A 24,210-nucleotide genomic window follows, 5' to 3' on the forward strand; every position below is an offset into this window, starting at 1 on the left:
AAAATACGAAGACCACGCGTTAGCACAGTCAACGTTCGGAAGCACCCGCTTCGACGAAGGAAAGCTTGATCTCAGGCGTTTTTCCACCGGGATGCCGCAACTTTGCCGAAAATCCGTGGCTGAAACCGGGCTGCATCTGCCTGACCGGCGGTTCGATGACCATGCTGGCGACCAGTTGCCCCTTGGCAACGAAGAGGTCGGCGCGAAGTGCCGGCACCTCTTCCAGAGCGGTACCGTTGTTCTCCACAATACCGTTGATGAGCAGGACATCCATGCCGCCAGCCTCCTGCGGCGTGATGGTGACATGGGAAATGGCAAGCGGGTTTGCGGCCGCAACGACCGGCTTTTCCGGCACGACCACCGACAGGCCGCCTGAGCAGATGAAAACAAAAATGACGAGCGCCGCAACCAGCGCCGAATAGGCATCCACAGACAGGCGCGACAATTTGCGGTCCACCCAGCCGATGAACGCGTAACCAAGAGCACTGGCGGTGACGGGCGGTTTTTCCATCTGCCGGCGCATCGCGCCGCGATTATCGTTTCCGGGCTGACGGACACGGTTTTCCTTGATGGTGACAAATTCCGCGTCTACCACATCGGGGCCGGTGTGGGTTGCCCGCGCCGTCCGGCGCACTGGCGCTTCCGGCATCAGGAGGTCGAAATCGAATGCCGCTTGCCGGCGAGATGAACGGAACATAGCCATAGAATTCCTTGGGTGAGGTTTTCCGGCCCGCAAAACTGGGCATTGCAACGAATCCTGCCAAGTTTTAAATTTAATTGGTTAATGCTTCGCAAAAACGGCTCGCATAGGCCATCGGAACCGGGTTAAACGGCGCATCCGGGCCTCACGCGCCAGCGGTTTGCGAACCACCACGAAACGAAGAGACTGGAAGTCCGTTGATCCATTTCGAAAATGTCGGGTTGCGTTACGGCATGGGCCCCGAAATCCTGAGGGACATGACCTTCGACATTCCCAAGGGTTCGTTCCAGTTTCTGACCGGCCCTTCCGGTGCCGGCAAAACCACGTTCCTGCGCCTGCTGCTGATGTCGCTGCAGCCCACACGCGGCAATATCCGCATGTTCAACCGCGATGTGTCGCGCATTCCGCGCAGCGAGTTACCCATGCTGCGCCGCCGCGTCGGGATCGTCTTTCAGGATTTCCGGCTGCTCGATCATCTGACGACCTATGAGAATGTCGCCCTGCCGCTGCGTGTGCGCGGCAAGGAAGAAAGCGCCTACCGCAACGACGTCATCGAGCTTCTGAAATGGGTCGGGCTTGGCGAGCGCATCAATGTGCTTCCGGCCATCCTCTCCGGTGGAGAAAAGCAACGCGCCGCCATTGCCCGTGCATTGATGGACCAGCCGGAAATCTTGCTGGCCGACGAGCCGACCGGCAACGTCGACCCGCCGATGGCCAAGCGCCTTCTCAACCTCTTTCTGGAGCTCAACCGGCTGGGTACCGCTGTGGTCATCGCCACCCATGATTTCGGCCTGATGGACCAGATCGACGCACGCCGGATGATCCTCACCGAAGGGCGGCTCGACATCTATGAATGAGATCAACCGCAAACAGTTAAGACCAGAGGCGACCGCACCGAAGCGGCCGCCGATGCGTATCCGCCCGATGGCACCCATTCTGCCGCCCTCTAACATTCAGGGCAATGCGCTGATGGTGGTGATCGCCATCATGGCCTTTCTCGCCTGCCTGACGCTTGGTGCCGTTTCCATGGTGCGTGCCACCGCCGCCACCTGGCAGAGCCAGATTTCCCGCGAAATCACCATTCAGATCAAACCCGAGGACGGGCTGGACATGAATGCAGCGCTCACCAAGGCACGTTCTCTGGCGCTCACCTTCGTCGGCACGCGGGATGGCACGATCCTCGATGATGCCGCCACCGCGCGTCTTCTGGAGCCGTGGCTCGGCAGTGGCCTCGATCTTTCCGAACTGCCGGTGCCGCGCCTCGTCGTGATTACCATCGATGAAAACCACCCGCCCGATTTTCAGGCCATGCGCGATATGCTGAAAGCTGAAATTCCACAGGCGTTTCTGGATGACCACCGTACATGGGTCGACAGGCTCGTCTCCATGGCCAGGACCACTGTCATGATCGGCGTCGGGGTCCTGATCCTCGTCTTCACCGCCATGGTGCTGACGGTGGTGTTTGCAACGCGCGGCGCGCTTTCCGGCAACCGGCACATCGTCGAGGTGCTGCATTTCGTCGGCGCCGAAAGCAGCTTCGTCGCGCGGGAATTCCAGAAGCACTTCCTGAAGATCAGCCTGAAAGGTGCGGCAGCGGGCAGCGCCCTCGCCGCGGCAGTTTTCCTTGCCGCCGGTTTCTGGCAATCGAGCACGGTTGCAACGCCGCAAAGCGATCAGGCAAGTGCGCTTTTCGGCTCCTTTTCCGTTGGCCTCAGTGGTTATATCGGCATCGCCACGACGATGATCATCATCGCGCTGCTCACCACGATCACCGCGCGTGTGACCGTCATCCGCACGATCGACGATATCGACCGCGTCCGTTCCGATCCGTCTAAAAGCGACGGTGTCGCATCGTGACGACGTCTCCCGGATCTCGCGAGGAAACTGCACCCTTCACACGCCGGATGTAACTTGCGGACGGTGGACAAAAATGCCTGTTCCTTGCCTTAATCGGCGAGTATTCAGGAGGAATGTTTGTGAGTCGGACGGACCATGATCAGGAGCAGACGACCACGCGACAGGCAAAAAAGGGCCTGTTGTCGCGGCGAAGTCGCCTGCGCCGTTTTATTCGCGGTCTCATCCTTCTTTGCGTCATTACTCTCGGGGCTTTTTCCGGCGGTTTTTTGTGGTTCGCAGATTCGGTCGCCTCCATGCGCCCGCCCGAAGGCGCCAAGGGCGACGCGATCATCGTTCTGACCGGTGGTTATCAGCGCATCGAACAGGCGGTCGGCCTGCTGCGGGACGGCGTTGGCAAGCGCCTTCTGATTTCCGGCGTCAATCCGGCCACCACCCGCACGCAAATCCGCAAGATGACGCAAGGCTCTTCGGACATGTTTTCCTGCTGCGTGGACATGGGCTACAAGGCCATAGACACCATCGGCAATGCCAACGAGGCGGCGAGCTGGATACGCGACCACGGTTATTCCTCCATCGTCGTCGTTACGAACAATTACCATATGCATCGCAGCCTGCATGAACTGCACAATGCCAGCCCGCAGACCCAATTCATCGCCTATCCCGTTATCAGCGCCGACCTTGCCCGCACCAACTGGTTCGCGGAGCCAGATGTAGTCCGAACCATGCTCTACGAATACATGAAATTCGTGATTGCAGCAGGACGCGACCTGACCGGGCTCGGCAAGGGCGACGGGTTGCGCAAGGCGGGCGCCGATCACACCACGATCAAGGCGGCAACCTCTTCCCCGTGAATGGAAAGAACGGAGAGAACACGCTTGCTGCGGAGCCTTGTTTTCGTGTAGGCGTCTGGCATCGGCATCCGGCATCGAGGCGCGCCTGAGCTTCGGAACGGCTGCAACCCGGGAAGTCTGTCGATGCTCAAGCTGCGCTCTTTTCTTTTCAATACGCTGTTTTATCTCAATCTGATTGTCCGCATGATCGTGCTCACGCCGATCTATTTCATCCTGCCGCGCAGAGTAGCCTATGAAATCCCCAAGAACTGGGCGCGATCCAACCATTGGCTGATGAAGACCATTGTCGGCACCACCTTCGAGATCGAGGGGCTGGAAAACATTCCCGAAACCGGCTGTATCTTCGCCCCCAAACACCAGTCCTTCTGGGACACCTATGCGCTGCTGCCCAACCTTCCCGATCCGGTCTATATTCTGAAGCGCGAGCTTTTGTGGATCCCGCTGTTCGGCTGGTATGCGATGAAGCAGCGCATGATCCCGGTCAACCGCGCCGCGCGCGGCAAGGTGATGCTAAAGGTCATGGAGCGGGCGAGAGAGGAGATGGCGGCTGGCCGCGAACTCATAATCTATCCCGAAGGCACGCGCCGGCCACCGGGCGCTGAGCCCGAATATCGTTATGGCATCGCACGTCTTTACCGCGACCTCAAAGTCCCCGTCATTCCGGTCGCCATGCATCCCGGCCTCTTCTGGCCACGCCGCTCGACAATGCGTTATCCCGGCCATTTCAAGGTGCGGATCTTGCCGGCCATCGAGCCGGGACTGGACCCGGACGTGTTTTTCAAGACATTGATCGAGGTGACGGAAAAGGCGAGCGACGAGTTGCTGCTGGAGACCGCGCGCAACAATCCGCACCTGCCGCTGCCACCGACCGCCGTGAAGCGTATCGCAGAACTTCAGGGGCAAGACACTCCCGCCGGCTAAACCGCGATCGTGCCGACACTGGCGGCAATGCTTTCCAGCAGCGTGTCGCGAATACCCATATCCTGCAGATGCTGCACGGTATTGAAGACGTAATCGGTATTCGGTCCGGACCGGCCCGATGCGGCAGCCACGATCGTAGCCGCTTCCGCGACACCCAGACCACCAATATACTGCTCGTGGGCGGGATCGGCCACATAGGTCACGGCACTGCCTCGCGTGCCATCGGCGAGCGCAATGGCAACGACGCGTTCCTTGTAGACATTCGTTACCAGCTCGCGCTCGCGCAGATAGGCCATGACCGGACCATGGTCCGCTCCGCGCACGCGAAAGGCAACGCCGAGGCAGGAGCCGCCGCGCTCCAGACCGAGAACAAGGCCGGGCTTCTCCTCAGTGCCGCGGTACACATTTGAACTGATGCAGAGGGAGCGTCGATAACCGTGCAGCCGCGCCTGCTGCCTTTCCTCAAAGGCAAAGCCCGGGTTCCACATCAACGAACCGTAGCCAAAGACCCAAAAATCGTCCATATCCCAAGCCAAATCGAATTTATCTGAAGTCTGTTCATCGGAGATCAATATGGCATCGTCAAGCCAATCCGGCACGGTCAAAAAATTCCTCTGGCTTGGTATCGCCGTCGTGCTGGTTATCGGACTTTACACGGCCGGGTGGTTTTATGCCGCCGACAAGCTGAAGCAGACGGTTCTGAACGTCATCTCGCCTTCGCAGGCCAGAAACGTCAGCGGCGAATGCGGCGACATTGCCTTCAAGGGTTATCCGTTCCGCATCGGCCTTTTCTGCTCCAAGGTAACGGTGGACGACAAGCAGAATGGCGTTTCAGCCTCGTTCGGAGAATTGCGTTCCGCAGCGCAGGTCTACAATCCCGGCCACATTGTCTGGGAACTGGATGCACCGGCTGAAATCCGCACCGCGCATGGTCTGACGGTTTCTGCCCTCTGGCAGAACATGCAGTCGAGCATCGTCACCAAGCTTAGGGGTATCGACCGCACCTCGCTTGTCATTGACGGCCTGAAGGCTCAGGCGGTTTCCACCGTTACCGGCCAGACGATCGATTTCGATGCCGCCAAGACGGAAATGCATCTGCGCCAGAACGGCGCCGATCTAGACGGCGCGATAACGTTGACCGACTCGTCAACCGTCATCAAGGATTGGCCGCAACTTCTGCCGCGCCTCAACGCCATCGCCGATGTCACCCTTGCCGGCAAGGCGGGTATGGTAGACGGCAGCGATACGGCCGGGCTTTACGGTGCGAGCGGCGAGCTTCGCCGGCTGGTCGCTGATATCGGCGAAGGCCGCACCATGCGTATCAGCGGCCCCTTCTCCTTCGATAATGAGGGCTATCTCTCCGGCCAGTTCAAGCTGGAGATCGAAAAGCTTGACGCCTGGTCGGACAATGCCAAGCAGGCGTTTCCGCAGCTGCAATCCACCATCGATACCGCCCGCAAAATGCTCCGCGCACTCGCCGGCGGCGGCGACAGGGCGTCCGTCGACCTCGTGGTGGATCGCGGCCGCGCCACCGTCAGCGGTTTCATTCCGCTGGGGAAGATCCCGCCGATTTAACAGAGAGCTTTTGTAAAAAACACCTCAGCGGCATCCTGAATTTTTGAAAGATGCAGGATGCCGGCTTCTTTGTATCCATTGCGACGATGCCACATCTGCGGTTCCCGCTCGTCCTGCTGGCTGGACGTCATCACCAGTGAGGCACCCTGCTCACGCATCAGAGTTTCCCAAAAAACTGTAAGCGTTGCGCCGACGCCATGTCCCCGAAACTCGGGAACGACGCGGATCATGTCCATGTAGGGAATCTTACCCCAGAACATCGAGAACCGCAGAAAACCGACTAGAATCGTATCTTCTTTCGCGACGAGATATTCGCGGCGTCCGACGCAACGCCGCAACCAATCCTCATCGATCCATTTGTCTTCCCGCAGCAGCCATTCGATATCGTCATCCGTCGCCGCCGATATCAATATCACTTCAGCGCCCTACTTCTTCTGATCCAGCGCGTGACGCCCAAAGTCAGGCGTATCGACGTCCTGACCGGCCTCGATGATGGAGCGGCGGATGGAGCGTGTGCGGGAAAACAGTTCGAACAGCTTGTCGCCCTCCCCCCAGCGGATCGCCCTTTGCAGCGAAGCAAGGTCTTCCGAGAACCGTGCCAGCATTTCGAGGATGGCATCCTTGTTGTGCAGGCAGACATCGCGCCACATGGTGGGGTCCGAGGCGGCGAGACGCGTGAAATCTCGGAAGCCGGAAGCGGAATATTTGATGACTTCCGACTCGGTTACCGTCTCCAGATCGTCCGCCGTGCCGACGATGTTGTAGGCGATGATGTGCGGCAGATGCGAAACGATCGCCAGAACCTTGTCGTGGTGTTCGGCATCCATTTCATCCACACGCGAGCCGAGCGCCCGCCAGAAATCCTTGAGCCTTTCCAGCGCCTCCGCATCCGTGCCCGGCAGCGGCGTGAAGATGCACCAGCGCTCGCGGAAAAGACCGGAAAAACCGGCATCCGGGCCGGATTTTTCCGTACCCGCCAGCGGATGTCCGGGAATGAAATGCACATTGTCAGGCATATGCGGCGCCATCTGCGCGATGACAGAGGCCTTGGTAGAGCCGACATCGGTGACGATGGCGCCGGGCTTCAGATGCGGCGCGATCTGCTCGGCAACCGCCCCGGATGAACCGACCGGCACTGAAACGATGACAAGATCAGCATCCGTGACGGCCTGCGCGGCGGATGTCGTATACTCGCTTCCAAGCGCCAGTTCCTCTGCCCGCTTCAGCGTTTCCGCGCTGCGGGTGGAAATCGTGACATGCCGGGCAAGACCCAGTTCCTTGATGTCGCGCGCAATAGACGAGCCGATCAGGCCGATGCCAACAAGCGCGATGCGCTCAAACATGATCTCGCCCATTACGCCTGCCCCATGAACTCGGTGAGCGCGGCGATGACGCCAAGATTGGCTTCTTCCGAACCAACCGTCATACGCAAGGCATTGGGGAAACCGTAACCGCGCACGGCACGCAGGATATAACCGCGGCGGCTCAGGAAGTCGTCCGCATCTGGTGCACGCTTGCCATCCTGGTCCGGGAAATGGATGAGGACAAAGTTGGTGACTGACGGCGTGACCTTGAGGCCGAGACAGGTGAAGACCGTCGTGAGTTTCTCCAGCCAGAGCGTGTTGTGAGAGATCGCCTTTTCCAGGAATGCCTGATCGCGGATGGCCGCGGCACCCGCTGCGATCGCCGGCGCGCTCATGTTGAACGGACCACGCACCCGGTTCAGCGCATCGATGATGGCGGCCGGACCATACATCCAGCCGACGCGCAGTGCGGCCAGACCGTAAACCTTGGAGAAGGTGCGCGTCATCACCACGTTGCGGTTGCCAGACACCAGCTCGAGACCGGCCTCGTAGTCGTTCTTGCGTACATATTCGGCATAAGCCGCATCAAGCACGAGCACGACATGTTTCGGCAGACCAGCCTGAAGGCGGCGGATTTCCGCGACCGGAACATAGGTGCCGGTGGGATTGCCGGGATTGGCGATGAAAACCATCTTCGTCCTTGGCGTGACGGCGGCGAGAATCGCGTCCACATCGACGGCGCAATCCTTTTCCTTCACCGTCACCGGCGTTGCGCCCGCACCCATGATCTGGATCTTGTAGACGAGGAAACCGTGTTCGGTGATGATCGCCTCATCGCCCGTACCCAGATAGACGTGGCAGAGCAGGCCAAGAAGCTCATCCGAGCCGTTACCGCACATGATATTCGCTATGTTGAGGCCATGCACGTCTGCAATCGCCTGACGCAGCGCAATCGCCTGTCCGTCGGGATAGATTTCCAGATGGCTGGCGGTGGCGGCGAATGCCTCGATCGCCTTCGGGCTTGGCCCGAGCGGCGTTTCGTTGGAGGAGAGCTTATAAACCTTCGCGACGCCATCCACGTGTTCCTTGCCGGGAACATAAGCGGCGATATCCAGAATACCCGGACGCGGAAGAGGTTGGCTAAGCTCTGCACTCATTTGATCGACCTTCGGAAATGCGCCGGGGAGCCCGGCAAAAGCAATGCCGGAGGCATTAGACCGGAATGGCCCCTTTGTCGAGGGTCAGCGCGGCTTTCCGTGCTTTGCGGCGGTGCGGGTGGTGGGCACACCCTGAGGCGCCAGGACCGGCACGAAAACCCGGCGTGAGGCGCGCTGGGTAACGGGCAATCCCTGATAGAGACGTTTCTGTGCCTCAACCACGATAACGCCGGAAAACAGCGGCCAGAGCCTGCGGCCGGTAAGCTCAAGGTATCGGCGGAATTTCAGTACCGGGCGGCTGGTGGTGGGCGGAAAGAACAGCGCTTCGGCGCTTGCCCCCGGCGTAAAATTGGTCTCGCGCAGAAGCGCCGTCAACTGCCCGCGCGAATAGGGGCGGCCCGAGCCGAAAGGTGTGTGTTCCATGCGTGCCCAGACCCCACGCCTGTTCGGCACCACGATCACCAGACGCCCGCCGGGCGCCAGCACCCGCCAGAGTTCTTTCAGGGTTTCGCGCGGATTTTCGGCAAATTCCAGAGCATGCACCATCAACACCCGGTCTATCGACGAATCGGGTAGCGGCAGCTCCTCGTCAAACACCAGCGCCGTGGAGGAAAGCTCGCCTGCCGGCCAGTTCACCGCTCCCTGCCCCGCCGGCATGAAGGCAAAGGTGCGCTCCGTGTCATGACGGAACCGCTCCAGAAACGGCACGGCGTAACCGAGGCCGACCAGCCTTTCCTCCGGCAAAGGCGGCCAGAGCGATGAAAGCGCCATGGTGATCGCCTGCTCGGCCGAGCGGCCAAGCGGGGAATGATAGAATTCGCGCAGATCGACGATATCGGTGTTCATGGGCGAGAATGTAGCATCAGGCGGTTGGACTTCAAGGCGTCTGCGCCTACATTGAAATTCAGGCGGACAAATGCGCCGGCTAAGGTCGGCAAATGGAGAGGACCACGATGAAACCTTTGGAAATAGACGTCTTTCTTTGCCGCAGTGATAATTTTGGCGTTCTGCTGCACGATCCAGAAAGCGGGGCGACCGCCGCGATCGATGCGCCGGAGGAAGGCCCCATCCTGCAGGCTCTTCATGGGCATGGCTGGAAGCTCACGCATATCTTCACCACCCATCACCATCAGGACCATGTGGAAGCCAATCTGGCGCTGAAGGACAAATTCCAGTGCGAAATACATGGCCCACATGATGAGGCGATTGCGATCCCCGGTCTCGACCGGTCCCAGGCCGATGGCGACGAGTTCGAATTTGCCGGACGGCGCGTTCAGGTCATTGCCACACCCGGTCATACGGCGGGGCATATCTGCTACTACCTTCCCGATGACGGCCTGCTGTTTGCTGCCGATACGCTGTTCGCCATGGGTTGCGGTCGCCTGTTCGAACGTACGGCAACAGATATGTGGCACTCTTTCCAGAAGTTAATGGCGCTGCCGGATGACACGAAAGTCTATTTCGGCCACGAATATACACTTTCGAATGCCCGTTTCGCGCTCACCGTCGATCCTGATAACGCAGCTCTAATCGAGCGCGCCGAAAGCGTCGAAAAGGCGCGGCAGGCGAATGAATTCACCATTCCCACCACCATCGGGCTGGAAAAACAGACCAACCCTTATATGCGGGTGGCCGATGCTAGCATCCGCAGTCATCTTGGCCTTGAAGGCGCAACCGATGCCGAAGTCTTTGCCGAAATCCGCACACGCAAGGACAATTTCTGATGGGCGCCGATCTGTCTTCGGCAGCGATCATTCGCGAACTGGAACTGGAGCCGCACCCCGAGGGCGGCTTTTACCACCAGACATTTCGCGACAAGGCAGGTGGTGAGCGCGGCCATTCGACGGCGATCTATTATCTTCTGGAAAAGGGGACGCGCTCTCACTGGCATCGCGTCACCGATGCGGTGGAGGTCTGGCACTATTATGCCGGCGCTCCGATCACCCTGCATCTTTCCGAAGATGGCAGGGAGGTACAGACCTTTACCCTCGGCCCCGACATTCTGGAAGGCGAGCGCCCGCAGGTGATCGTACCTGCCAATTGCTGGCAATCGGCAGAAAGCCTCGGCGACTTCACCCTCGTCGGCTGCACCGTCTCGCCGGGTTTCGCCTTTTCAAGCTTCGTGATGGCCGAACCCGGCTGGTCGCCGGGCGATACGCCGTAACTGCATCAGCCGCCATATTTGGTGGCGGTGATGTAGACTTGGCCTACCCGCGTCGGAATGACGGCGTAGACCGGAGCATACACATCCATATTGTCGGATTTGGCGAACCAGATCTCCATGGAAATGGATTTCAGGTATTCGATATCCTTGCGCCCCTGGCGATAACCCGACTTTGGCACGTAACGCGCCTTGCAGACCACGGCATCGCCGCTGAAGCCATTCGTCTTGAAGGGCTTGGTGCCGCTGGGGCTCAACACCAGATCCAGCCGCGATTCGCCGTCATAGATCGGCAGGCGCGACGGGCAGATGCGGCCGCCGGCGGGAATGATGAGACCAGAGATTGGATCGAGGACGGAGCGCAGGTCGCCGTCCTTCACATTCACCCAATTGTCCGGCCGCGCCTTCGGCTCCGGTTTCACCGTCGTCGATGTGACGTTGCCGTTACGATAGACCACATCATAGGTCCGCACCCGCTTGCCGTCCTTGTAAACAAGCGAATATGTATTCGCCTGCAGCCGATGGCCGCGTTTGGCACCCGAAATCGTCGTCTTGCCGGAAATATCCGCCAGAACGCTTGCAAGCCCTGCTGAGCTGAAGGAACCGGAAATCGAATAGTTCGGGCCGTTCATGCGAGTCGAAAAACTCGCCTTGGCAATTGGTAGAATACCGAGATTGATGCTGTATTCGCTTGTATGGCGGGCTTCGGCGGCGAGCGAGGGAGATACGCCTGCAAACGCCATTGTCACAGCCATGAAAATGCTTTTTCCTCTGGCAATCATTTGGATATCACCTTAAAAGAGGCGCGGAAGCGGCCTTATGGGGCGATCATATACGCCGACTTGTGGCAATAAAAAAGCGGATGCCGGTTGAAAACGCCGGAATTTCCTTTCATTTGCTCGCGAGCGGCTTGACTGTTAAGTCCCGTCTGACTATAGAACCGCAACTTTCCAATCATGGCCAGTTGGATTGCCACCACGGTTTTGCCGGTGGCGAGCCAGTGGTGAAACAGACAAACGAAATAGGTGTACCCATGTCCCGTGTATGCGAATTGACCGGCAAGGGCGTCCAGACGGGCAACAACGTCAGCCACGCCAACAACAAGACCAAGCGCCGGTTCCTTCCGAACCTCTGCCAGGTTACGTTGATCTCCGATGCTCTCGGCCAGCGTTTCCGCCTGCGTGTTTCCGCAGCAGCTCTGCGCTCCGTTGAACATCGTGGCGGCCTCGATGCCTTCCTTCTGAAGTCCGGCGAAAACGAACTGAGCATGCGCGCTCGTCTCCTGCGCCGCCAGATCGCCAAGAAGACGGCCGAAGCTGCTTAATTAGCGGTTTCGACATCACTGATATTCAGAAGGCTTGAATGGCTTTTGCCGCTCAAGCCTTTTGCTTGTTCTAATTCGGCTCCAACTGGTGGCATCACCCAGGATAAAAAAATGCCCTACCTGCGCTACACGCTCATTTACGTTCTGCTGATGACACTGGTGGTCGTCGCGTCCAATATTCTGGTGCAATACCCGCTTTCCGGATCGCTGTTCGGCGTCAATCTCGGCGATCTTTTGACCTGGGGTGCCTTTACCTATCCGGTCGCCTTTCTCGTCACAGACCTTACAAACCGCCAGTTCGGCCCGTCAGTCGCGCGCCGCGTCGTACTTGCCGGTTTTATTGTTGGTGTCACACTGTCCTTCTGGACCTCGATCCCGCGTATCGCCGTTGCCTCCGGCACCGCCTATCTGATTGGCCAGCTGCTCGATATTTCCGTATTCAACCGCCTGCGCCGCCAGCGCTGGTGGCACGCACCTCTTGCCGGCTCCATGCTGGGTTCGGTGCTGGATACCGCGCTGTTCTTCTCCATCGCCTTTGCTGCGAGTTTCTCCTTCGTCGGTCCCAACGATGCCTTCGCCATTGAAAATGCCCCCGTGCTCGGCATCTTCGCTCTGGAGGCACCGCGCTGGATTTCCTGGGCGCTCGGCGACCTCTCGGTGAAGATCCTCGTCGGCCTCGTGATGCTCCTGCCCTACGGCGCACTGATGAACACGCTGAAGCCGATGCCAAAGGTCGCCAAATCGGGCTGACACCATTGTCATCCAGGTTTAAGGCTGGGGTGGGAGCGTGGATCGAATCGCGCTTGCAAACCAGCCGACTGCGTTGCAGTGTGCGGTCCGTGGCACAGCTCAGAGGCAGGCAGATATGCAGATCAATGACGTTATCGATATTGTGGAGGCCGCCAGCGCCACGCTTTCAGGCTCCAGCTTCAACGACGTCAATCTGTCGGGTACGGTGTTCAACGACGTCAATCTCGCCGGAACCAGCTTCAACCAGATCAACTTTTCCGGCGCGTCATTTACTGACAGCAACATGTCCGGCTGGTCGATCGACGATGTTAATCTTTCCGGTCTGAAACTGAGCAACGCCAACCTGTCCGGCGCGCAGATAGCAGGATGCCGAATGACAGGGATGAAGATCGACGGCATTCCCGTCGAGGATCTGATGGCTGCCTACAAGGCGGCGCAGCAGGTGTGAGCCTTCACTCCACCAGCTTGAATTCCAACATCAGATTGCGCTGGAGAAATGAGTGATTGTCATCGGAAACGATGATGAGGCGCGTGGAACCATCAGGCCCCTTCACCACATCCATGCCTTCCATATTATCGATCTGGTAGACCATGCCCGCTTCCAGCAGGATTTCGCCATCCACCACCGCGCCTGGCCTGATATCGGCAGCCTTGATGCGGCGGATGCGCATCCCCACCCCTTCAGCGAAATTGAAGCGGCGCTCCAGAAGCAGCAGGTCGCCATTGGGCAGGAAAGCGCCGTCCGTCACGTCGAATGAGGGGTGATGGGTGACCGCGAATGTGCCCTTCAACGGGCCTTCCAGTATGGCGGCGAGAAGATTGCCGTCGGCATCGATGCTTTTCTCAGCCACCACGACAAGGGCACCGGCAAGCGGCGAATCGGCCGGCGAGACCGCAAGGGCCTCCATGCCGCCATTGTGGCGCAGTTCGCTGTTGGGAATGAGATGAGGCAGGCGGCTGAGCGGCTTTGAGGTCTCGAACCCCGGATCGGGATAGGCATCGATCCTGTGCCGCTGCTCGTAGCTGACGAATACCTTGCCATCCCGCAGCGCCAGACCTTCCGCATCCATTTCCATCTTGCGGGAAGGTTCACGGCCGCTGGCATCCAGCATGGCAGTGATACGCACGTCAGCCAACCCGGACAGCGCGCCCGACGGGCCGCGTGCGATCTTGCCCGTGAGCCAGTGGCCGGTATCCAGCACAGCAACGAATTCCTGCCCGTTTGGGCGAAAGCGGATGGAGGATATGGCACCGAATAGTTTTTCCGGCGTGCTCATCACCATGCCGCCGATAAATTCCAGCTTGCCGAAACGCTTGGCGCTGGTGCCTACCTCGAAGCCTGACAACAGACGAACGCTGACCGGAACATCGATGGTCGATGCGCCAATGGGAACCGGAACAAGCGCTGTGACCGCAAGAACTGCAGCCATCGCCAGCGATTTACAGGAAAGAAAAGCCCGGCCCCGCTTATCCCGCACGGCGAACCTTGCGGGACGAGCTGGCGGTATTGGTATCCTCGAAGAGAGCAGCAAGCTGTTCGGTCATCGCGCCAGCCAGTTCGTCCGCATCCACGATCGTCACGGCGCGACGGTAATAACGCGTCACATCATGGCCGATACCGATCGCCAGAAGCTCCACCGGCGAACGTGTCTCGATCTGTTCGATAACGGCGCGCAGGTGCCGCTCCAGATAATTGCCCGCATTGACCGACAGCGTCGAATCGTCCACCGGCGCACCGTCCGAAATCATCATCATGATCTTGCGCTGCTCGGGGCGGCCGATCAGGCGGTTATGCGCCCACATCAGCGCTTCGCCGTCAATGTTTTCCTTCAGCAGGCCTTCACGCATCATCAGGCCAAGATTGCGCCGTGCACGCCGCCAGGGTGCATCCGCCGACTTGTAGATGATATGGCGCAAATCATTAAGCCGACCCGGCGAGCCGGGTTTGCCGCTGGCCAGCCATTGCTCGCGCGACTGACCGCCCTTCCACGCCTTGGTGGTGAAGCCGAGAATCTCCACCTTCACACCCGACCGTTCGAGCGTACGCGCAAGAATATCGGCGCAGGTGGCCGCAACCGTGATCGGGCGGCCACGCATCGAACCCGAATTGTCGATGACGAGCGAAACCACCGTGTCGCGGAACTTGGTGTCGCGCTCCTTCTTGAAGGAGAGCGGCTGCATGGGATCGATGATAAGCCGTACGAGGCGAGCCGGATCGAGATAGCCCTCTTCCAGATCGAAATCCCACGAACGGTTCTGCTGCGCCATCAGGCGGCGTTGCAGCCGGTTCGCCAGACGTCCGACGGCGCCCTGAAGATGGGCGAGCTGTTTGTCGAGAAACGCGCGCAAGCGGTCAAGCTCCGCCTCGTCGCACAGTTCCTCGGCGTGGATTTCCTCGTCGAATTCCTGCGTGAAGATGCGGTAGTCGACCTTCTCGTTGAAATCGTCGAAGGGGCTGTTGGGGCGGCGGGTCTCGCCGGGCGTCTCGGAATCCTCATCGAGATCGTCGGACATTTCCTCGTCCGACATCTCGGCGCCGTCCATCTCGCCTTCTTCCATCTCCTCCTGCGAGGCCTCGCTTTCATCAGCGGGCGTCGCATCGGAACCGGCTTCTTCCTCGACCTGTTCTTCTTCGGTCTCGTTAGTGCGCGGCTGCTCCTCGTCGGATTCTGCCTCCTGGCTTTCCGGCTCGTTATCGTCGTCGCCGAATTCCTCCGCCATCTGCATGGAGGTCAGCATCTTGCGCACCAGCCGCGAAAAAGCCTTCTGGTCGCCAATCACCTTGGAAAGGTCGCTCAGGTCGCCGGCGGCCTTGTCCTCGATGAAGTCGCGCCACAGGTCGAGAACCTTGCCGGCACTGGCCGGTGGCTTTTCGCCGGTCAGCTTCTCGCGCACCAAAAGGGCGACGGCTTCGGCAAGCGGTGCATCGTCCTTCGTGTTGATGCCCGAAAAATTCGCCTTGGCATATTTTTCCGTGTTCATGGCCTGAATGTTGGAGGCCATGCCCGGCATGCGCAGTGCACCGATGGATTCCACCCGCGCCTGCTCAACAGCGTCAAAGATCAACCGCGCCTCGGCACCCTGCGGCGACATCACCGCATGGGTGTCAGCGTCATGGCAGGCAAGGCGAAGCGCCATGGAATCGCCAAGGCCACGGGTGACGGCGATTTCCTGCGCGGTGGGTTTCTTGGAAATTTCCGGCAGGCGCATGCGCTCTCCGGCAAGGCCAGGCCGCTCATTGGCGAAAACGACCTCAACTTCTGCATCGCCGGCAACCGATCGCACACATCCGGCAATCGCCTGACGCAACGGTTCGGTATCGACCGCCGTACCCGGTTTTGCTCTGGAATTGTCGCCGCGCGCTGCCATTGTCTTTCCTGTCAGTTGTCGACGCTTCGGAGCCGCCCATCCAAGGATGCGCGGCCCGCCGGCGTCTTCAAGTCATCGGTGATGTTCTCCGGACAAGCCGGGGAAGATCAGGCGCTGAGAACGATGTTCGCAGCACTTTCCTTCAGCTCGACGCCGAAAGCCCGCTGATATTGTTCGGCAACCAGCGTGCGCTCCAGTTCGTCGCACTTGTTGAGGAAGGTCACGCGGAACGCAAAGGCGAGATCGCCAAAGATTTCCGCATTTTCCGCCCAGGTAATGACGGTACGCGGGCTCATGACCGTGGAAAGGTCGCCGTTGACGAAGGCCGAACGGGTAAGATCGGCCACACGCACCATCTTGGAGACGGTTTCGCGACCCTTCGGGTTGTTGAGGCTCTTTACCTTGGCGGCAATGATGTTCACTTCCTGCTCATGCGGCAGGTAGTTCAGCGTGGTGACGATGGACCAGCGGTCCATCTGCGCCTGGTTGATCTGCTGCGTGCCGTGGTAAAGGCCCGTCGTGTCGCCGAGGCCGACCGTGTTGGCGGTCGCAAAAATGCGGAAGGCGGGGTGAGGACGGATAACGCGGCTCTGGTCGAGCAGCGTCAGGCGGCCCGAGGATTCCAGCACGCGCTGGATGACGAACATCACGTCCGGGCGACCGGCATCGTATTCGTCGAAGACCAGCGCGACATTGTGCTGGTAGGCCCAGGGCAAAATGCCGTCCTTGAATTCGGTGACCTGCTTGCCGTCTTTAAGAACGATGGCGTCCTTGCCGACGAGGTCGATACGGCTGACGTGGCTGTCAAGATTGACGCGCACGCAGGGCCAGTTCAGGCGGGCAGCTACCTGCTCAATATGGGTGGACTTTCCCGTGCCGTGAAAGCCGGAAACCATGACGCGTCGGTTGTGAGCAAAACCGGCAAGAATAGCGAGCGTCGTATCGCGGTCGAAAAGATAGTCGGGATCAAGGTCGGGCACATAGGCGTCGCCCTGCGAATAGGCGGGAACCCGCAGATCCGTATCAATGCCGAAAACCTCCCGCACGGACACCGTCGTGTCGGGCAGGTTGGAAATATCAAGGTCGATTTTGCTCATCACGTCTCCAAGGCGGGCGGCGGCCACCCGGCCACATCATCAATCAGGCGGTAAACACGAACGTTGGCTTAGCAGAAACCTGACTGCTTTAACAATTGATATGCTTGAACAACAGCCCGAAAACGTTCTTCCGAGCCGCGATCGCCACCATTAGCATCAGGATGGTGCTTTTTGACAAGCTCCTTATAGCGCCTTTTTATCTCTTCCTGCTTTGCACCCGCAGAAAGGCCGAGCGTATCGAAGGCTTTCGCCTCCAGCGTCTTCAACTTGCGGTCCTGCTGCAGGCGCTGGCCGCCGGCCTTTGCCCCGTTTGCAAAACCATTCGTGAAGCCAAAAGGATCGCGGATGCGGGCATTGGCCGCGCCCGCCGCGCCGGAACGCAGCGTGGAGTGCAGCGGGCTGTCGCGCGCAGTCTTGTTCACGCCAACCGTCCAGGTGGGACGATGGCCGGTGATCGCTTCCTTCTGGTAACGGGCGATCTCGGTGTCAGACAGGCCGGAGAAATAATTATAGCCCTTATTGTATTCCTTCACATGCTCGAAACAGAACAGGAAGAATTGCCCCTCGGCATTGCGGCCGACAGGTGCACGGTGAGCGCCCGGCTTGTCGCATCCGTCCCACTGGCAGGTCGGGGCCTGAACCTCAGGTTCCCTATCCCTTTTTCTGCGTGTACGGATGCGGTCGAAATATTTCGAATCCAGTTTCATGATGCCCTGATTATGGGGTGCGAAAAGGCGCACAACAAGAATTGACAAAGCGGAATGTTGCAGGCTTTTAGGTAGCCCCTTTTAAAGACCAGCCAACAGGATTGGAGCCCATCGCATGTCCCTGCGAGAACGCATAGAAACAAAGCTTCGGCAGAGCTTTTCGCCGCAACGCCTGGTGGTGATCGATGAAAGCCAGATGCATGCCGGCCATCAGCCGGACATAACCGGCACCGGCGAGACGCATATGCGTGTTCAGATAGTGTCTGAAAGCTTCGCAGGCAAGTCACGCATTGAGCGCCACCGGGCGATCAATGCACTTTTGAAACCGGAACTCGACGCCGGGCTGCATGCCCTCGCCATCGAGGCGGCGGCGCCGGGGGAGCCGACGCGGTTCTAGGCAACGCGCGCCTTAAGCCTCAGCCGGGATGCTTTTCCGACAGGAAAGACTGCACCTCGGACGTCGCGACATCGTCGGCCACGAAGGACTGGCCGATGCCGTGAGTTAGGATGAAGGTGAGCTTGCCGCCCTTGACCTTCTTGTCCTGCGCAATTGCCGCCATCAGCATCTCGACCGGCGGCAGTTCACCTGGAATATCCTTCATTGACACTGGCAGACCAACCGCCTTGAGGTGCGCTTCGACGCGCGCGGCATCATCAGGGCTTGCAAGGTTGAGGCGGGCGGAAAACTGGTGCGCCAGCACCATGCCGATGGCGACACCTTCGCCGTGCACCAGCCGCTTGCTGTCATAATTCGTTGCTGCCTCCAGCGCGTGGCCGAATGTGTGGCCGAGGTTCAGAAGGGCGCGTACGCCGTTTTCCTTCTCGTCGGCCACCACCACATCGGCCTTCGCCTGGCAGCTTGTGGCAATCGCCTGGATGCGGGCGGGACCGCCGGTGCGGATTTCATCCCAGTTCTTTTCCAGCCAGAAGAAGAAGTCCGGCTTGTCGATCAAGCCGTATTTCACCACCTCGGCGTAACCGGCGCGGAATTCGCGCTCGCTCAGCGTATCGAGCACCGCCGTATCGGCCAGCACCAGATCGGGCTGATGGAAAACGCCGACAAGGTTCTTGCCTTGGCGGGTATTGATGCCCGTCTTGCCGCCGACGGAGGAATCCACCTGCGACAGAAGCGAGGTCGGTATCTGCACGAAACGCACGCCGCGACGCACGATGCCCGCCGCAAAACCGGCGAGATCGCCGATAACACCGCCGCCAAGTGCAATCACCGCATCGTTGCGCTCCACCCGTGCGGAGAGAACGGCATCGCAAACAGTGACCAGATGTTCGAAGCTCTTGGTCTTCTCGCCTGCGGGCAAGGTCAGCGAAACGGCTTCGATGCCATCCGTCTGCAGGCCGTCCATCAGGCCTTCGAGGTAAAGCGGTGCAACATGCTCGTCAGTGATGATAGCGGCACGCCTGCCCTTCAGCCGCGACGAAATCTCGCCGCCCGCCCTGCCGATCAGGCCCGGTCCGATCAGAATGTCGTAAGCGCGCTCACCGAGCGGCACATGGACAAGACGTTCGTCGGTGTGGATTTCGGAAGGCGTCATGATGCTCAGTCTTTCTGTTCAAGGCCGGCGATGGCGGCCAGCACTTCGGTCACGATGATCTCCTTGCGGACATCGCGGGATTCGATGGTCAGATCCGCTTCCGCATAGATCGGATACCGTTTCTCCATCAGGGCCGCCAGCGTGGCCTTGGGGTTTTCGGTCTTGAGAAGCGGGCGATGATCACGCTTGTTGACCCTTTCCCACAAAACCTCGATATCGGCCTTCAGCCACAGCGACACACTGCCGCGCGTGATGTGCCGGCGGGTATTGTCGTTGATGAAAGCGCCGCCGCCGGTAGAAATGACCTTGGGGCCACCGCGCAGCAGCCGCTTGACGACCCGCGTTTCCAGCGCCCGGAACTCCTCCTCGCCATAGGTGGCGAAAAGTTCGGCTATCGTCATGCGGGAAACACGCTCGATTTCGACATCCGTGTCGATGAAGGAGACCTTGAGCTGCTGGGCGACCATGCGACCGATCGCGGACTTTCCAGCCCCCATCAGTCCGACAAAGACGACGTTGCGCCCGGCGAGCTTGGCCCGCGCTTGCTCCCCGAGTGTGACCGGGACAGATAAATTCTTTTCATTCATAAAATTGAAAGCCCGTTTGGCATGGATATCTGCAAATGTTTACGAAGCGTCAAGCCAAATTGCTGACTGAATTGCGTTGAATCACATTCATCGCCGCATGCGGCAGCGGCGGACTACCGCTTTTTGATCTTGTCGCCGCTTTCGCTGCACCGCATATACCTTCAGACAGCCACCCTCACGGAGCCGCCATGCCAACCCTCTTCCGCTTCACGATGATACTGGCAACCATCGCGGGGCTGATCTATGGCGGCATGGTGCTGCTGGTCATGTTCGTCAAGCCCAATGATCGCGAGGTGACGGTGCGCATTCCTTCCGAGCGGCTGAACCCGCCGTCGGCGGAGCCGGCAAGGCGCACCCCATGAGTAGCAAAGAGATGAGCGGGCGGGACGGCGCGCGGCTCGAAAGTTTTCTGGAAATGATGAGCGCCGAACGGGGTGCCGCCGCCAATACGCTCTCTTCTTACGAACGCGACCTTTCCGATCTGCGTGAATTTCTCGGTGGCCGAGGCCAGTCCTTGATGGAAGCCGCCACGGCAGACCTGTCGGCCTATCTGACCCATCTTTCCACTCAGGGCTTTGCAGCCACGTCGCAGGCAAGACGCCTGTCTTCCATGCGGCAATTCTACCGGTTCCTCTATTCTGAAGGACTTCGCGGCGACGACCCGACCGGTACCATCGATGCACCCAAGAAGGGCCTCACCTTGCCCAAGACGATGAGCGTCGCGGACGTGACAAAACTTCTTGGCATCGCTGCTGAAGAGGCCGCCTTAACCGGCCCCGGCCAGCTTGCCCGCATCCGCATGCATCTCCTGCTCGAACTTCTCTACGCGACCGGCATGCGCGTCAGCGAACTCGTTTCGCTGCCGGTCAAGGTTTTGCGCCAGGAGGGACGCTTCCTGATGATCCGCGGCAAGGGCAACAAGGACCGCATGGTGTTGCTGTCTCGCGCGGCCATCGAGGCGATGGAAAAATACGACGCGGCCAGGAAGTCGCTCGTACCTGAGAAAAGCAGGACGCCCGCGTCCCCCAAAAAGGCTGACAGTCCGGAAAGTCCGTGGCTGTTTCCTTCAAACAGCAAGGAAGGGCATCTGCCGCGACAGGTTTTCGCCCGCGACCTGAAGGACATTGCCATTCGCGCGGGCCTCAATCCCTCGGCGGTGTCACCGCATGTCCTGCGCCACGCCTTTGCCAGCCACCTTCTGCAGAACGGCGCCGACCTGCGCGCCGTGCAGGAACTGCTCGGCCATTCCGACATTTCCACGACACAAATCTATACACATGTGCTGGAAGAACGCCTGCAAGAGCTGGTACAAACACATCACCCCCTTGCCAAACAGGGCAAAAACCTTGATTAGAGCGACCGGAACCGCCGGATAATCCGGCTCAAACCTTGCGCAAAACGATCGGAAACGGATCTCATGCACAATTATCTCGACTTCGAAAAACCTATCTCGGACCTTGAAGGCAAGATCATCGAGCTGAAGAAGCTTGCCGATGAAGACGAGAGCATAGACACCTCGGAGGAGATCAATCGCCTGGAATCACGCGTCAATGACGCGATGCAGGATATCTATTCCAAGCTGAACGCGTGGCAGAAAACGCAGGTCGCGCGCCATCCGCAGCGCCCGCATTTCGTCGATTACGCCAAGGCGCTGTTCACGGATTTCACGCCACTTGCAGGCGACCGCAAATTTTCCGAAGACGCTGCCATCCAGGCGGGCCTTGCCCGCTTTAATGGCCAGCCCGTCGCCATTATCGGCCAGGAAAAGGGCAATGACACCAAAAGCCGCCTGAAGCACAATTTCGGCAGCCCGCGTCCGGAAGGTTACCGCAAGGCGATCCGCGTGCTGGAACTGGCTGACCGCTTCTCGCTGCCGGTCGTGACCCTTATCGATACCGCTGGTGCCTATCCCGGTGTCGGCGCAGAAGAGCGCGGTCAGGCAGAAGCCATCGCCCGCTCGACGGAAATGTGCCTCAACGTCAAGGTGCCGATCGTCTCCGTCGTCATCGGCGAAGGCGGCTCGGGCGGCGCAATCGCGATCGCCACGGGCAACCGCGTCTACATGCTCGAACATGCGATCTATTCGGTGATTTCGCCGGAAGGTGCCGCTTCCATTCTCTGGCGCGATTCGACCCGTGCCAAGGAAGCCGCGACCAACATGAAAATCACCTCGGAAGATCTGAAGTCGCTTGGCGTCATCGACGGCATCATTCCCGAGCCGATGGGCGGCGCGCATCGTGATCCGGCGGCCGTGATTGGTGCCACCGGCGACGTTATCGCCAAGGCGCTCGCCGATCTTTCGCAGCGCTCGGGCACGCAGCTGCGCGCCGAACGCCGCCAGAAATTCCTGGATATCGGCAGAAACCTTTAGAGCGTTTCCAGTAAAAGTGCGCAGCGGTTTACGTGCGGAAATGCGCAAAAAGAGGCAGTTAGATTTTTTGGTGGATCAAAAAGAAGCCAAAACAATCTAGCTCCAGCCTTATTTTCCTTGAATCTCGCCCCAACTCGGCCATAGTCCGGTCACATCAACAGATGTATCGGCGGCCGCAGGGGCGGGTCCGATTTGAGTTAAGAAGATGTAAACGGTTAATACCGTATTTAAAATACACGCGGGACGGTGTAGAACTCCGTCGCCCGTGCCATCGTCTTTCGGATCAGATCATGCGTTTGACACATTTTGCACTTCTTGCCTGCACCGCGCTCATTCTCAGCGGCTGCAACGATACGCTCGAAACCGTCGAACGCGACGTCTCCCACGTTAAAAACAAGGTTGATTACCCGCTTTCTCCGTCCATTCTTGCCGAGATCGACAAGAAGAACATGGATCGCACCTCGCCGATCATGATCCGCATCTTCAAGGAAGAAGGCGCGTTGGAAATCTGGAAGGCCAAGCGCGACAACCGCTTCGACAAGATTGCCGAATACCAGATTTGCGCCTGGTCCGGCAAACTCGGCCCCAAGGTGAAAGAGGGCGACCGGCAGGCGCCGGAAGGTTTCTACAACCTGACGCCCGCGCACCTCAATCCCAACTCTAAATATTACCTTGCCATCAACACCGGCTTTCCGAACCGCTACGATGCCGCCAACGGCCGCAACGGCACCAATCTGATGATCCATGGCGCCTGCTCGTCCTCCGGCTGCTATTCGATGACGGACGCGCAGATTCTTGAAATCTACGGTTTCGCCCGCGACGCCTTCAAGGGTGGCCAGAAGACCGTTCAGCTGCAGGCCTTTCCCTTCCGTATGACCGCGGAAAACATGGCCCGCCACCGCCAGAGCGAACATCTCGATTTCTGGAAGATGCTGAAGGTCGGTTACGACAATTTCGAAGTCACGAAACGCCCGCCGGAAGTGAATGTCTGCGAGAAGAAATATGTCTTCAACCAGCAGACCGAAGGCGGCACGTTCAACGCATCTGCGCAATGCCCGGCCATGAGCACGCCGCCAGCACTGGTGAGCGCACTTTCTAGCTACGAAAAGACCTATGATCTCGCCTATGAAAAGGCGATGAAGAAATATGACGGCATGGCCTGGTACGACCCGAGCGAGGCGGAGCGCAAGGCGCTGGTTGCCGAAAAGCGCAAGGGCCGCGAACCCGCTTATGCTCCGACCGGCTCGGCGCTGAAAGCCGGCAAGCTGATGAAGGAAACGGAATATGCCGCGCTGATGGAGAAGAAGGCGCAGCAGGTGACCTCGTCTTCGCCGGCGACCACCGCAACCGCGTCTTCTCTGCGGACGCCGCATCCTTCGGCAACCCAGCCCGCAGCTCCGCAATCGAACCCTGCCCCGGCGGCCCCGACAATGGTTGCCACTGCTACGCCTGCGGCTTCGGGGCCTGGTCAGAACGGAACTGCCGCCCAGGTCCCTGTGCCGGCCATGAACCCGCTCGCTTTTTCCGCAGCACCGCCAGCGGAAGCGCCGGAAAAGAAGCCGATCTGGAAGTTCTGGGCCAAGGAATGACCGACACGGCTGACATAGTTTTCGACTTGAGGGGGCTTAAATGCCCCCTTCCGGTTTTAAGAAGCCGTAAAAAACTCGCTGGCCTGCAGGCGGGCGATGTTCTTGTTGTAGAGACGACCGACCCGCTGGCGGTTATCGATATTGCCCATATGTGCAACCAGGATGGGCATAGCCTGGTTGAAACTACGACGTTGACCAAAGGACACCGATTCAGGATCGTGAAGGGAGCGTAATTACCCTCGCTGCCGAGAATACTCCACTCGATCTCCCCATTGAGGGTGAGATACTCGACAGGGTAAAGGGGTGCCCCGCCCGCGGGTTTCAACCACCGTTTTGCGAC

29 protein-coding genes are annotated in these 24,210 nt (G+C 59.3%); 16 read left to right on the plus strand and 13 right to left on the minus strand.

Translation table 11 applies throughout. From position 1 onward, the window contains the following. Window positions 1–28 precede the first annotated feature (28 nt). Complete coding sequence (locus tag ACQZ45_RS12910; RefSeq protein ID WP_035199624.1) at window positions 29–697, minus strand: hypothetical protein; 669 nt, start codon at window positions 695–697, stop codon at window positions 29–31. Between the two features lie 200 nt (window positions 698–897). On the opposite strand from ACQZ45_RS12910, the gene ftsE reads away from it, so the two are divergent. From ftsE to ACQZ45_RS12930, 4 genes are all read left to right on the plus strand, one after another. Beyond that, window positions 898–1,557, plus strand: coding sequence for a cell division ATP-binding protein FtsE (gene ftsE, locus ACQZ45_RS12915; RefSeq protein WP_003511334.1), 660 nt, complete (start codon window positions 898–900; stop codon window positions 1,555–1,557). Further along, window positions 1,550–2,557, plus strand: coding sequence for a cell division protein FtsX (locus ACQZ45_RS12920; RefSeq protein ID WP_065687913.1), 1,008 nt, complete (start codon window positions 1,550–1,552; stop codon window positions 2,555–2,557). The genes ftsE and ACQZ45_RS12920 overlap by 8 nt, the downstream gene beginning before the upstream one ends. A 113-nt stretch (window positions 2,558–2,670) precedes the next feature. After that, the gene (locus tag ACQZ45_RS12925) at window positions 2,671–3,408 is read left to right on the plus strand and encodes a YdcF family protein (RefSeq protein WP_448742270.1); all 738 of its coding nucleotides are present in this window, start codon (window positions 2,671–2,673) and stop codon (window positions 3,406–3,408) included. A gap of 123 nt (window positions 3,409–3,531) precedes the next feature. Next, a complete protein-coding gene (locus ACQZ45_RS12930) occupies window positions 3,532–4,329 on the plus strand; it encodes a lysophospholipid acyltransferase family protein (RefSeq protein WP_019564870.1) in 798 nt (265 codons plus the stop codon). Here the strand turns inward: ACQZ45_RS12930 and ACQZ45_RS12935 are convergent. Next, on the minus strand, window positions 4,326–4,853 hold the full coding sequence (locus tag ACQZ45_RS12935) for a gamma-glutamylcyclotransferase (protein WP_013761788.1): 528 nt from the start codon (window positions 4,851–4,853) through the stop codon (window positions 4,326–4,328). The genes ACQZ45_RS12930 and ACQZ45_RS12935 overlap by 4 nt on opposite strands. 49 nt (window positions 4,854–4,902) lie before the next feature. Between ACQZ45_RS12935 and ACQZ45_RS12940 the strand changes: the two genes are divergently transcribed. After that, entirely contained in the window at window positions 4,903–5,904 is a 1,002-nt protein-coding gene (locus ACQZ45_RS12940; RefSeq protein ID WP_013761789.1) for a DUF2125 domain-containing protein, read from the plus strand. On the opposite strand, the gene ACQZ45_RS12945 is transcribed toward ACQZ45_RS12940, so the two are convergent. The 4 genes from ACQZ45_RS12945 to ACQZ45_RS12960 form a co-directional block, all read right to left on the minus strand. Further along, window positions 5,901–6,320 carry a GNAT family N-acetyltransferase gene (locus ACQZ45_RS12945; RefSeq protein WP_013761790.1) on the minus strand — a complete coding sequence of 140 codons (420 nt, stop codon included), beginning with the start codon at window positions 6,318–6,320 and terminating at the stop codon, window positions 5,901–5,903. The genes ACQZ45_RS12940 and ACQZ45_RS12945 overlap by 4 nt on opposite strands. Window positions 6,321–6,329: 9 nt before the next feature. After that, the gene (locus ACQZ45_RS12950) at window positions 6,330–7,259 is read right to left on the minus strand and encodes a prephenate/arogenate dehydrogenase family protein (RefSeq protein WP_013761791.1); all 930 of its coding nucleotides are present in this window, start codon (window positions 7,257–7,259) and stop codon (window positions 6,330–6,332) included. Further along, window positions 7,259–8,365 (minus strand): histidinol-phosphate transaminase, encoded by a 1,107-nt coding sequence (gene hisC, locus ACQZ45_RS12955; protein WP_013761792.1) that lies wholly within the window; start codon window positions 8,363–8,365, stop codon window positions 7,259–7,261. Before hisC ends, ACQZ45_RS12950 begins: the two co-directional genes overlap by 1 nt. A gap of 84 nt (window positions 8,366–8,449) precedes the next feature. Further along, the gene (locus ACQZ45_RS12960) at window positions 8,450–9,211 is read right to left on the minus strand and encodes a class I SAM-dependent methyltransferase (protein WP_003511344.1); all 762 of its coding nucleotides are present in this window, start codon (window positions 9,209–9,211) and stop codon (window positions 8,450–8,452) included. 107 nt (window positions 9,212–9,318) lie between these two features. Between ACQZ45_RS12960 and gloB the strand changes: the two genes are divergently transcribed. Beyond that, a complete protein-coding gene (gene gloB, locus ACQZ45_RS12965) occupies window positions 9,319–10,089 on the plus strand; it encodes a hydroxyacylglutathione hydrolase (protein ID WP_013761793.1) in 771 nt (256 codons plus the stop codon). Beyond that, window positions 10,089–10,529: a cupin domain-containing protein gene (locus ACQZ45_RS12970; protein ID WP_013761794.1), complete on the plus strand. Its 441-nt coding sequence runs from the start codon at window positions 10,089–10,091 to the stop codon at window positions 10,527–10,529. Before gloB ends, ACQZ45_RS12970 begins: the two co-directional genes overlap by 1 nt. Before the next feature lie 5 nt (window positions 10,530–10,534). Here the strand turns inward: ACQZ45_RS12970 and ACQZ45_RS12975 are convergent, their stop codons facing one another. Next, window positions 10,535–11,308, minus strand: coding sequence for a DUF3108 domain-containing protein (locus ACQZ45_RS12975; RefSeq protein ID WP_013761795.1), 774 nt, complete (start codon window positions 11,306–11,308; stop codon window positions 10,535–10,537). 251 nt (window positions 11,309–11,559) lie between these two features. Between ACQZ45_RS12975 and rpmB the strand changes: the two genes are divergently transcribed. From rpmB to ACQZ45_RS12990, 3 genes are all read left to right on the plus strand, one after another. Then, window positions 11,560–11,850, plus strand: coding sequence for a 50S ribosomal protein L28 (gene rpmB / locus ACQZ45_RS12980; RefSeq protein WP_003509888.1), 291 nt, complete (start codon window positions 11,560–11,562; stop codon window positions 11,848–11,850). A 111-nt stretch (window positions 11,851–11,961) separates the two neighbouring features. Further along, window positions 11,962–12,600, plus strand: coding sequence for a queuosine precursor transporter (locus tag ACQZ45_RS12985; protein WP_003511348.1), 639 nt, complete (start codon window positions 11,962–11,964; stop codon window positions 12,598–12,600). Window positions 12,601–12,715: 115 nt separating this feature from the next. Continuing rightward, window positions 12,716–13,048, plus strand: coding sequence for a pentapeptide repeat-containing protein (locus ACQZ45_RS12990; protein WP_448742271.1), 333 nt, complete (start codon window positions 12,716–12,718; stop codon window positions 13,046–13,048). Between the two features lie 4 nt (window positions 13,049–13,052). Here ACQZ45_RS12990 and ACQZ45_RS12995 read toward each other — a convergent pair whose 3' ends face one another. The 4 genes from ACQZ45_RS12995 to ACQZ45_RS13010 form a co-directional block, all read right to left on the minus strand. Continuing rightward, window positions 13,053–14,030: an esterase-like activity of phytase family protein gene (locus ACQZ45_RS12995; RefSeq protein WP_041694705.1), complete on the minus strand. Its 978-nt coding sequence runs from the start codon at window positions 14,028–14,030 to the stop codon at window positions 13,053–13,055. A 37-nt stretch (window positions 14,031–14,067) separates the two neighbouring features. Next, window positions 14,068–15,969, minus strand: a complete 1,902-nt coding sequence (gene cobT / locus ACQZ45_RS13000) for a cobaltochelatase subunit CobT (RefSeq protein WP_013761798.1) — start codon at window positions 15,967–15,969, stop codon at window positions 14,068–14,070. A 107-nt stretch (window positions 15,970–16,076) separates the two neighbouring features. Continuing rightward, window positions 16,077–17,066, minus strand: coding sequence for a cobaltochelatase subunit CobS (gene cobS, locus ACQZ45_RS13005; RefSeq protein WP_003511352.1), 990 nt, complete (start codon window positions 17,064–17,066; stop codon window positions 16,077–16,079). A 68-nt stretch (window positions 17,067–17,134) separates the two neighbouring features. Then, window positions 17,135–17,773 (minus strand): J domain-containing protein, encoded by a 639-nt coding sequence (locus ACQZ45_RS13010; RefSeq protein WP_013761799.1) that lies wholly within the window; start codon window positions 17,771–17,773, stop codon window positions 17,135–17,137. A gap of 115 nt (window positions 17,774–17,888) precedes the next feature. Here ACQZ45_RS13010 and ACQZ45_RS13015 point away from each other — a divergent pair, with 115 nt between their 5' ends. Next, window positions 17,889–18,170, plus strand: a complete 282-nt coding sequence (locus ACQZ45_RS13015) for a BolA family protein (RefSeq protein ID WP_003511354.1) — start codon at window positions 17,889–17,891, stop codon at window positions 18,168–18,170. A gap of 19 nt (window positions 18,171–18,189) precedes the next feature. Here the strand turns inward: ACQZ45_RS13015 and aroB are convergent, their stop codons facing one another. Together aroB and ACQZ45_RS13025 are read right to left on the minus strand one after the other, a co-directional pair. After that, the gene (aroB, locus tag ACQZ45_RS13020; protein ID WP_003511355.1) at window positions 18,190–19,323 is read right to left on the minus strand and encodes a 3-dehydroquinate synthase; all 1,134 of its coding nucleotides are present in this window, start codon (window positions 19,321–19,323) and stop codon (window positions 18,190–18,192) included. 5 nt (window positions 19,324–19,328) lie between these two features. Beyond that, entirely contained in the window at window positions 19,329–19,910 is a 582-nt protein-coding gene (locus ACQZ45_RS13025; protein WP_003511357.1) for a shikimate kinase, read from the minus strand. 188 nt (window positions 19,911–20,098) lie between these two features. Here ACQZ45_RS13025 and ACQZ45_RS13030 point away from each other — a divergent pair, with 188 nt between their 5' ends. The 5 genes from ACQZ45_RS13030 to ACQZ45_RS13050 all read left to right on the plus strand — a co-directional run bounded on the left by ACQZ45_RS13030 (window position 20,099) and on the right by ACQZ45_RS13050 (window position 24,103). After that, the gene (locus tag ACQZ45_RS13030; protein ID WP_003511358.1) at window positions 20,099–20,272 is read left to right on the plus strand and encodes a hypothetical protein; all 174 of its coding nucleotides are present in this window, start codon (window positions 20,099–20,101) and stop codon (window positions 20,270–20,272) included. Between the two features lie 11 nt (window positions 20,273–20,283). Next, entirely contained in the window at window positions 20,284–21,264 is a 981-nt protein-coding gene (gene xerD, locus ACQZ45_RS13035; RefSeq protein ID WP_003511359.1) for a site-specific tyrosine recombinase XerD, read from the plus strand. A 63-nt stretch (window positions 21,265–21,327) separates the two neighbouring features. Continuing rightward, on the plus strand, window positions 21,328–22,281 hold the full coding sequence (locus ACQZ45_RS13040) for an acetyl-CoA carboxylase carboxyltransferase subunit alpha (RefSeq protein ID WP_003511360.1): 954 nt from the start codon (window positions 21,328–21,330) through the stop codon (window positions 22,279–22,281). Window positions 22,282–22,571: 290 nt separating this feature from the next. Next, on the plus strand, window positions 22,572–23,870 hold the full coding sequence (locus tag ACQZ45_RS13045) for a L,D-transpeptidase family protein (protein WP_448742272.1): 1,299 nt from the start codon (window positions 22,572–22,574) through the stop codon (window positions 23,868–23,870). Beyond that, window positions 23,867–24,103 (plus strand): sulfurtransferase TusA family protein, encoded by a 237-nt coding sequence (locus ACQZ45_RS13050; RefSeq protein ID WP_003511363.1) that lies wholly within the window; start codon window positions 23,867–23,869, stop codon window positions 24,101–24,103. The genes ACQZ45_RS13045 and ACQZ45_RS13050 overlap by 4 nt, the downstream gene beginning before the upstream one ends. Window positions 24,104–24,210: the final 107 nt, after the last annotated feature.

The sequence above is a fragment of the Agrobacterium sp. 16-2014-1-2a genome, from assembly GCF_053522705.1.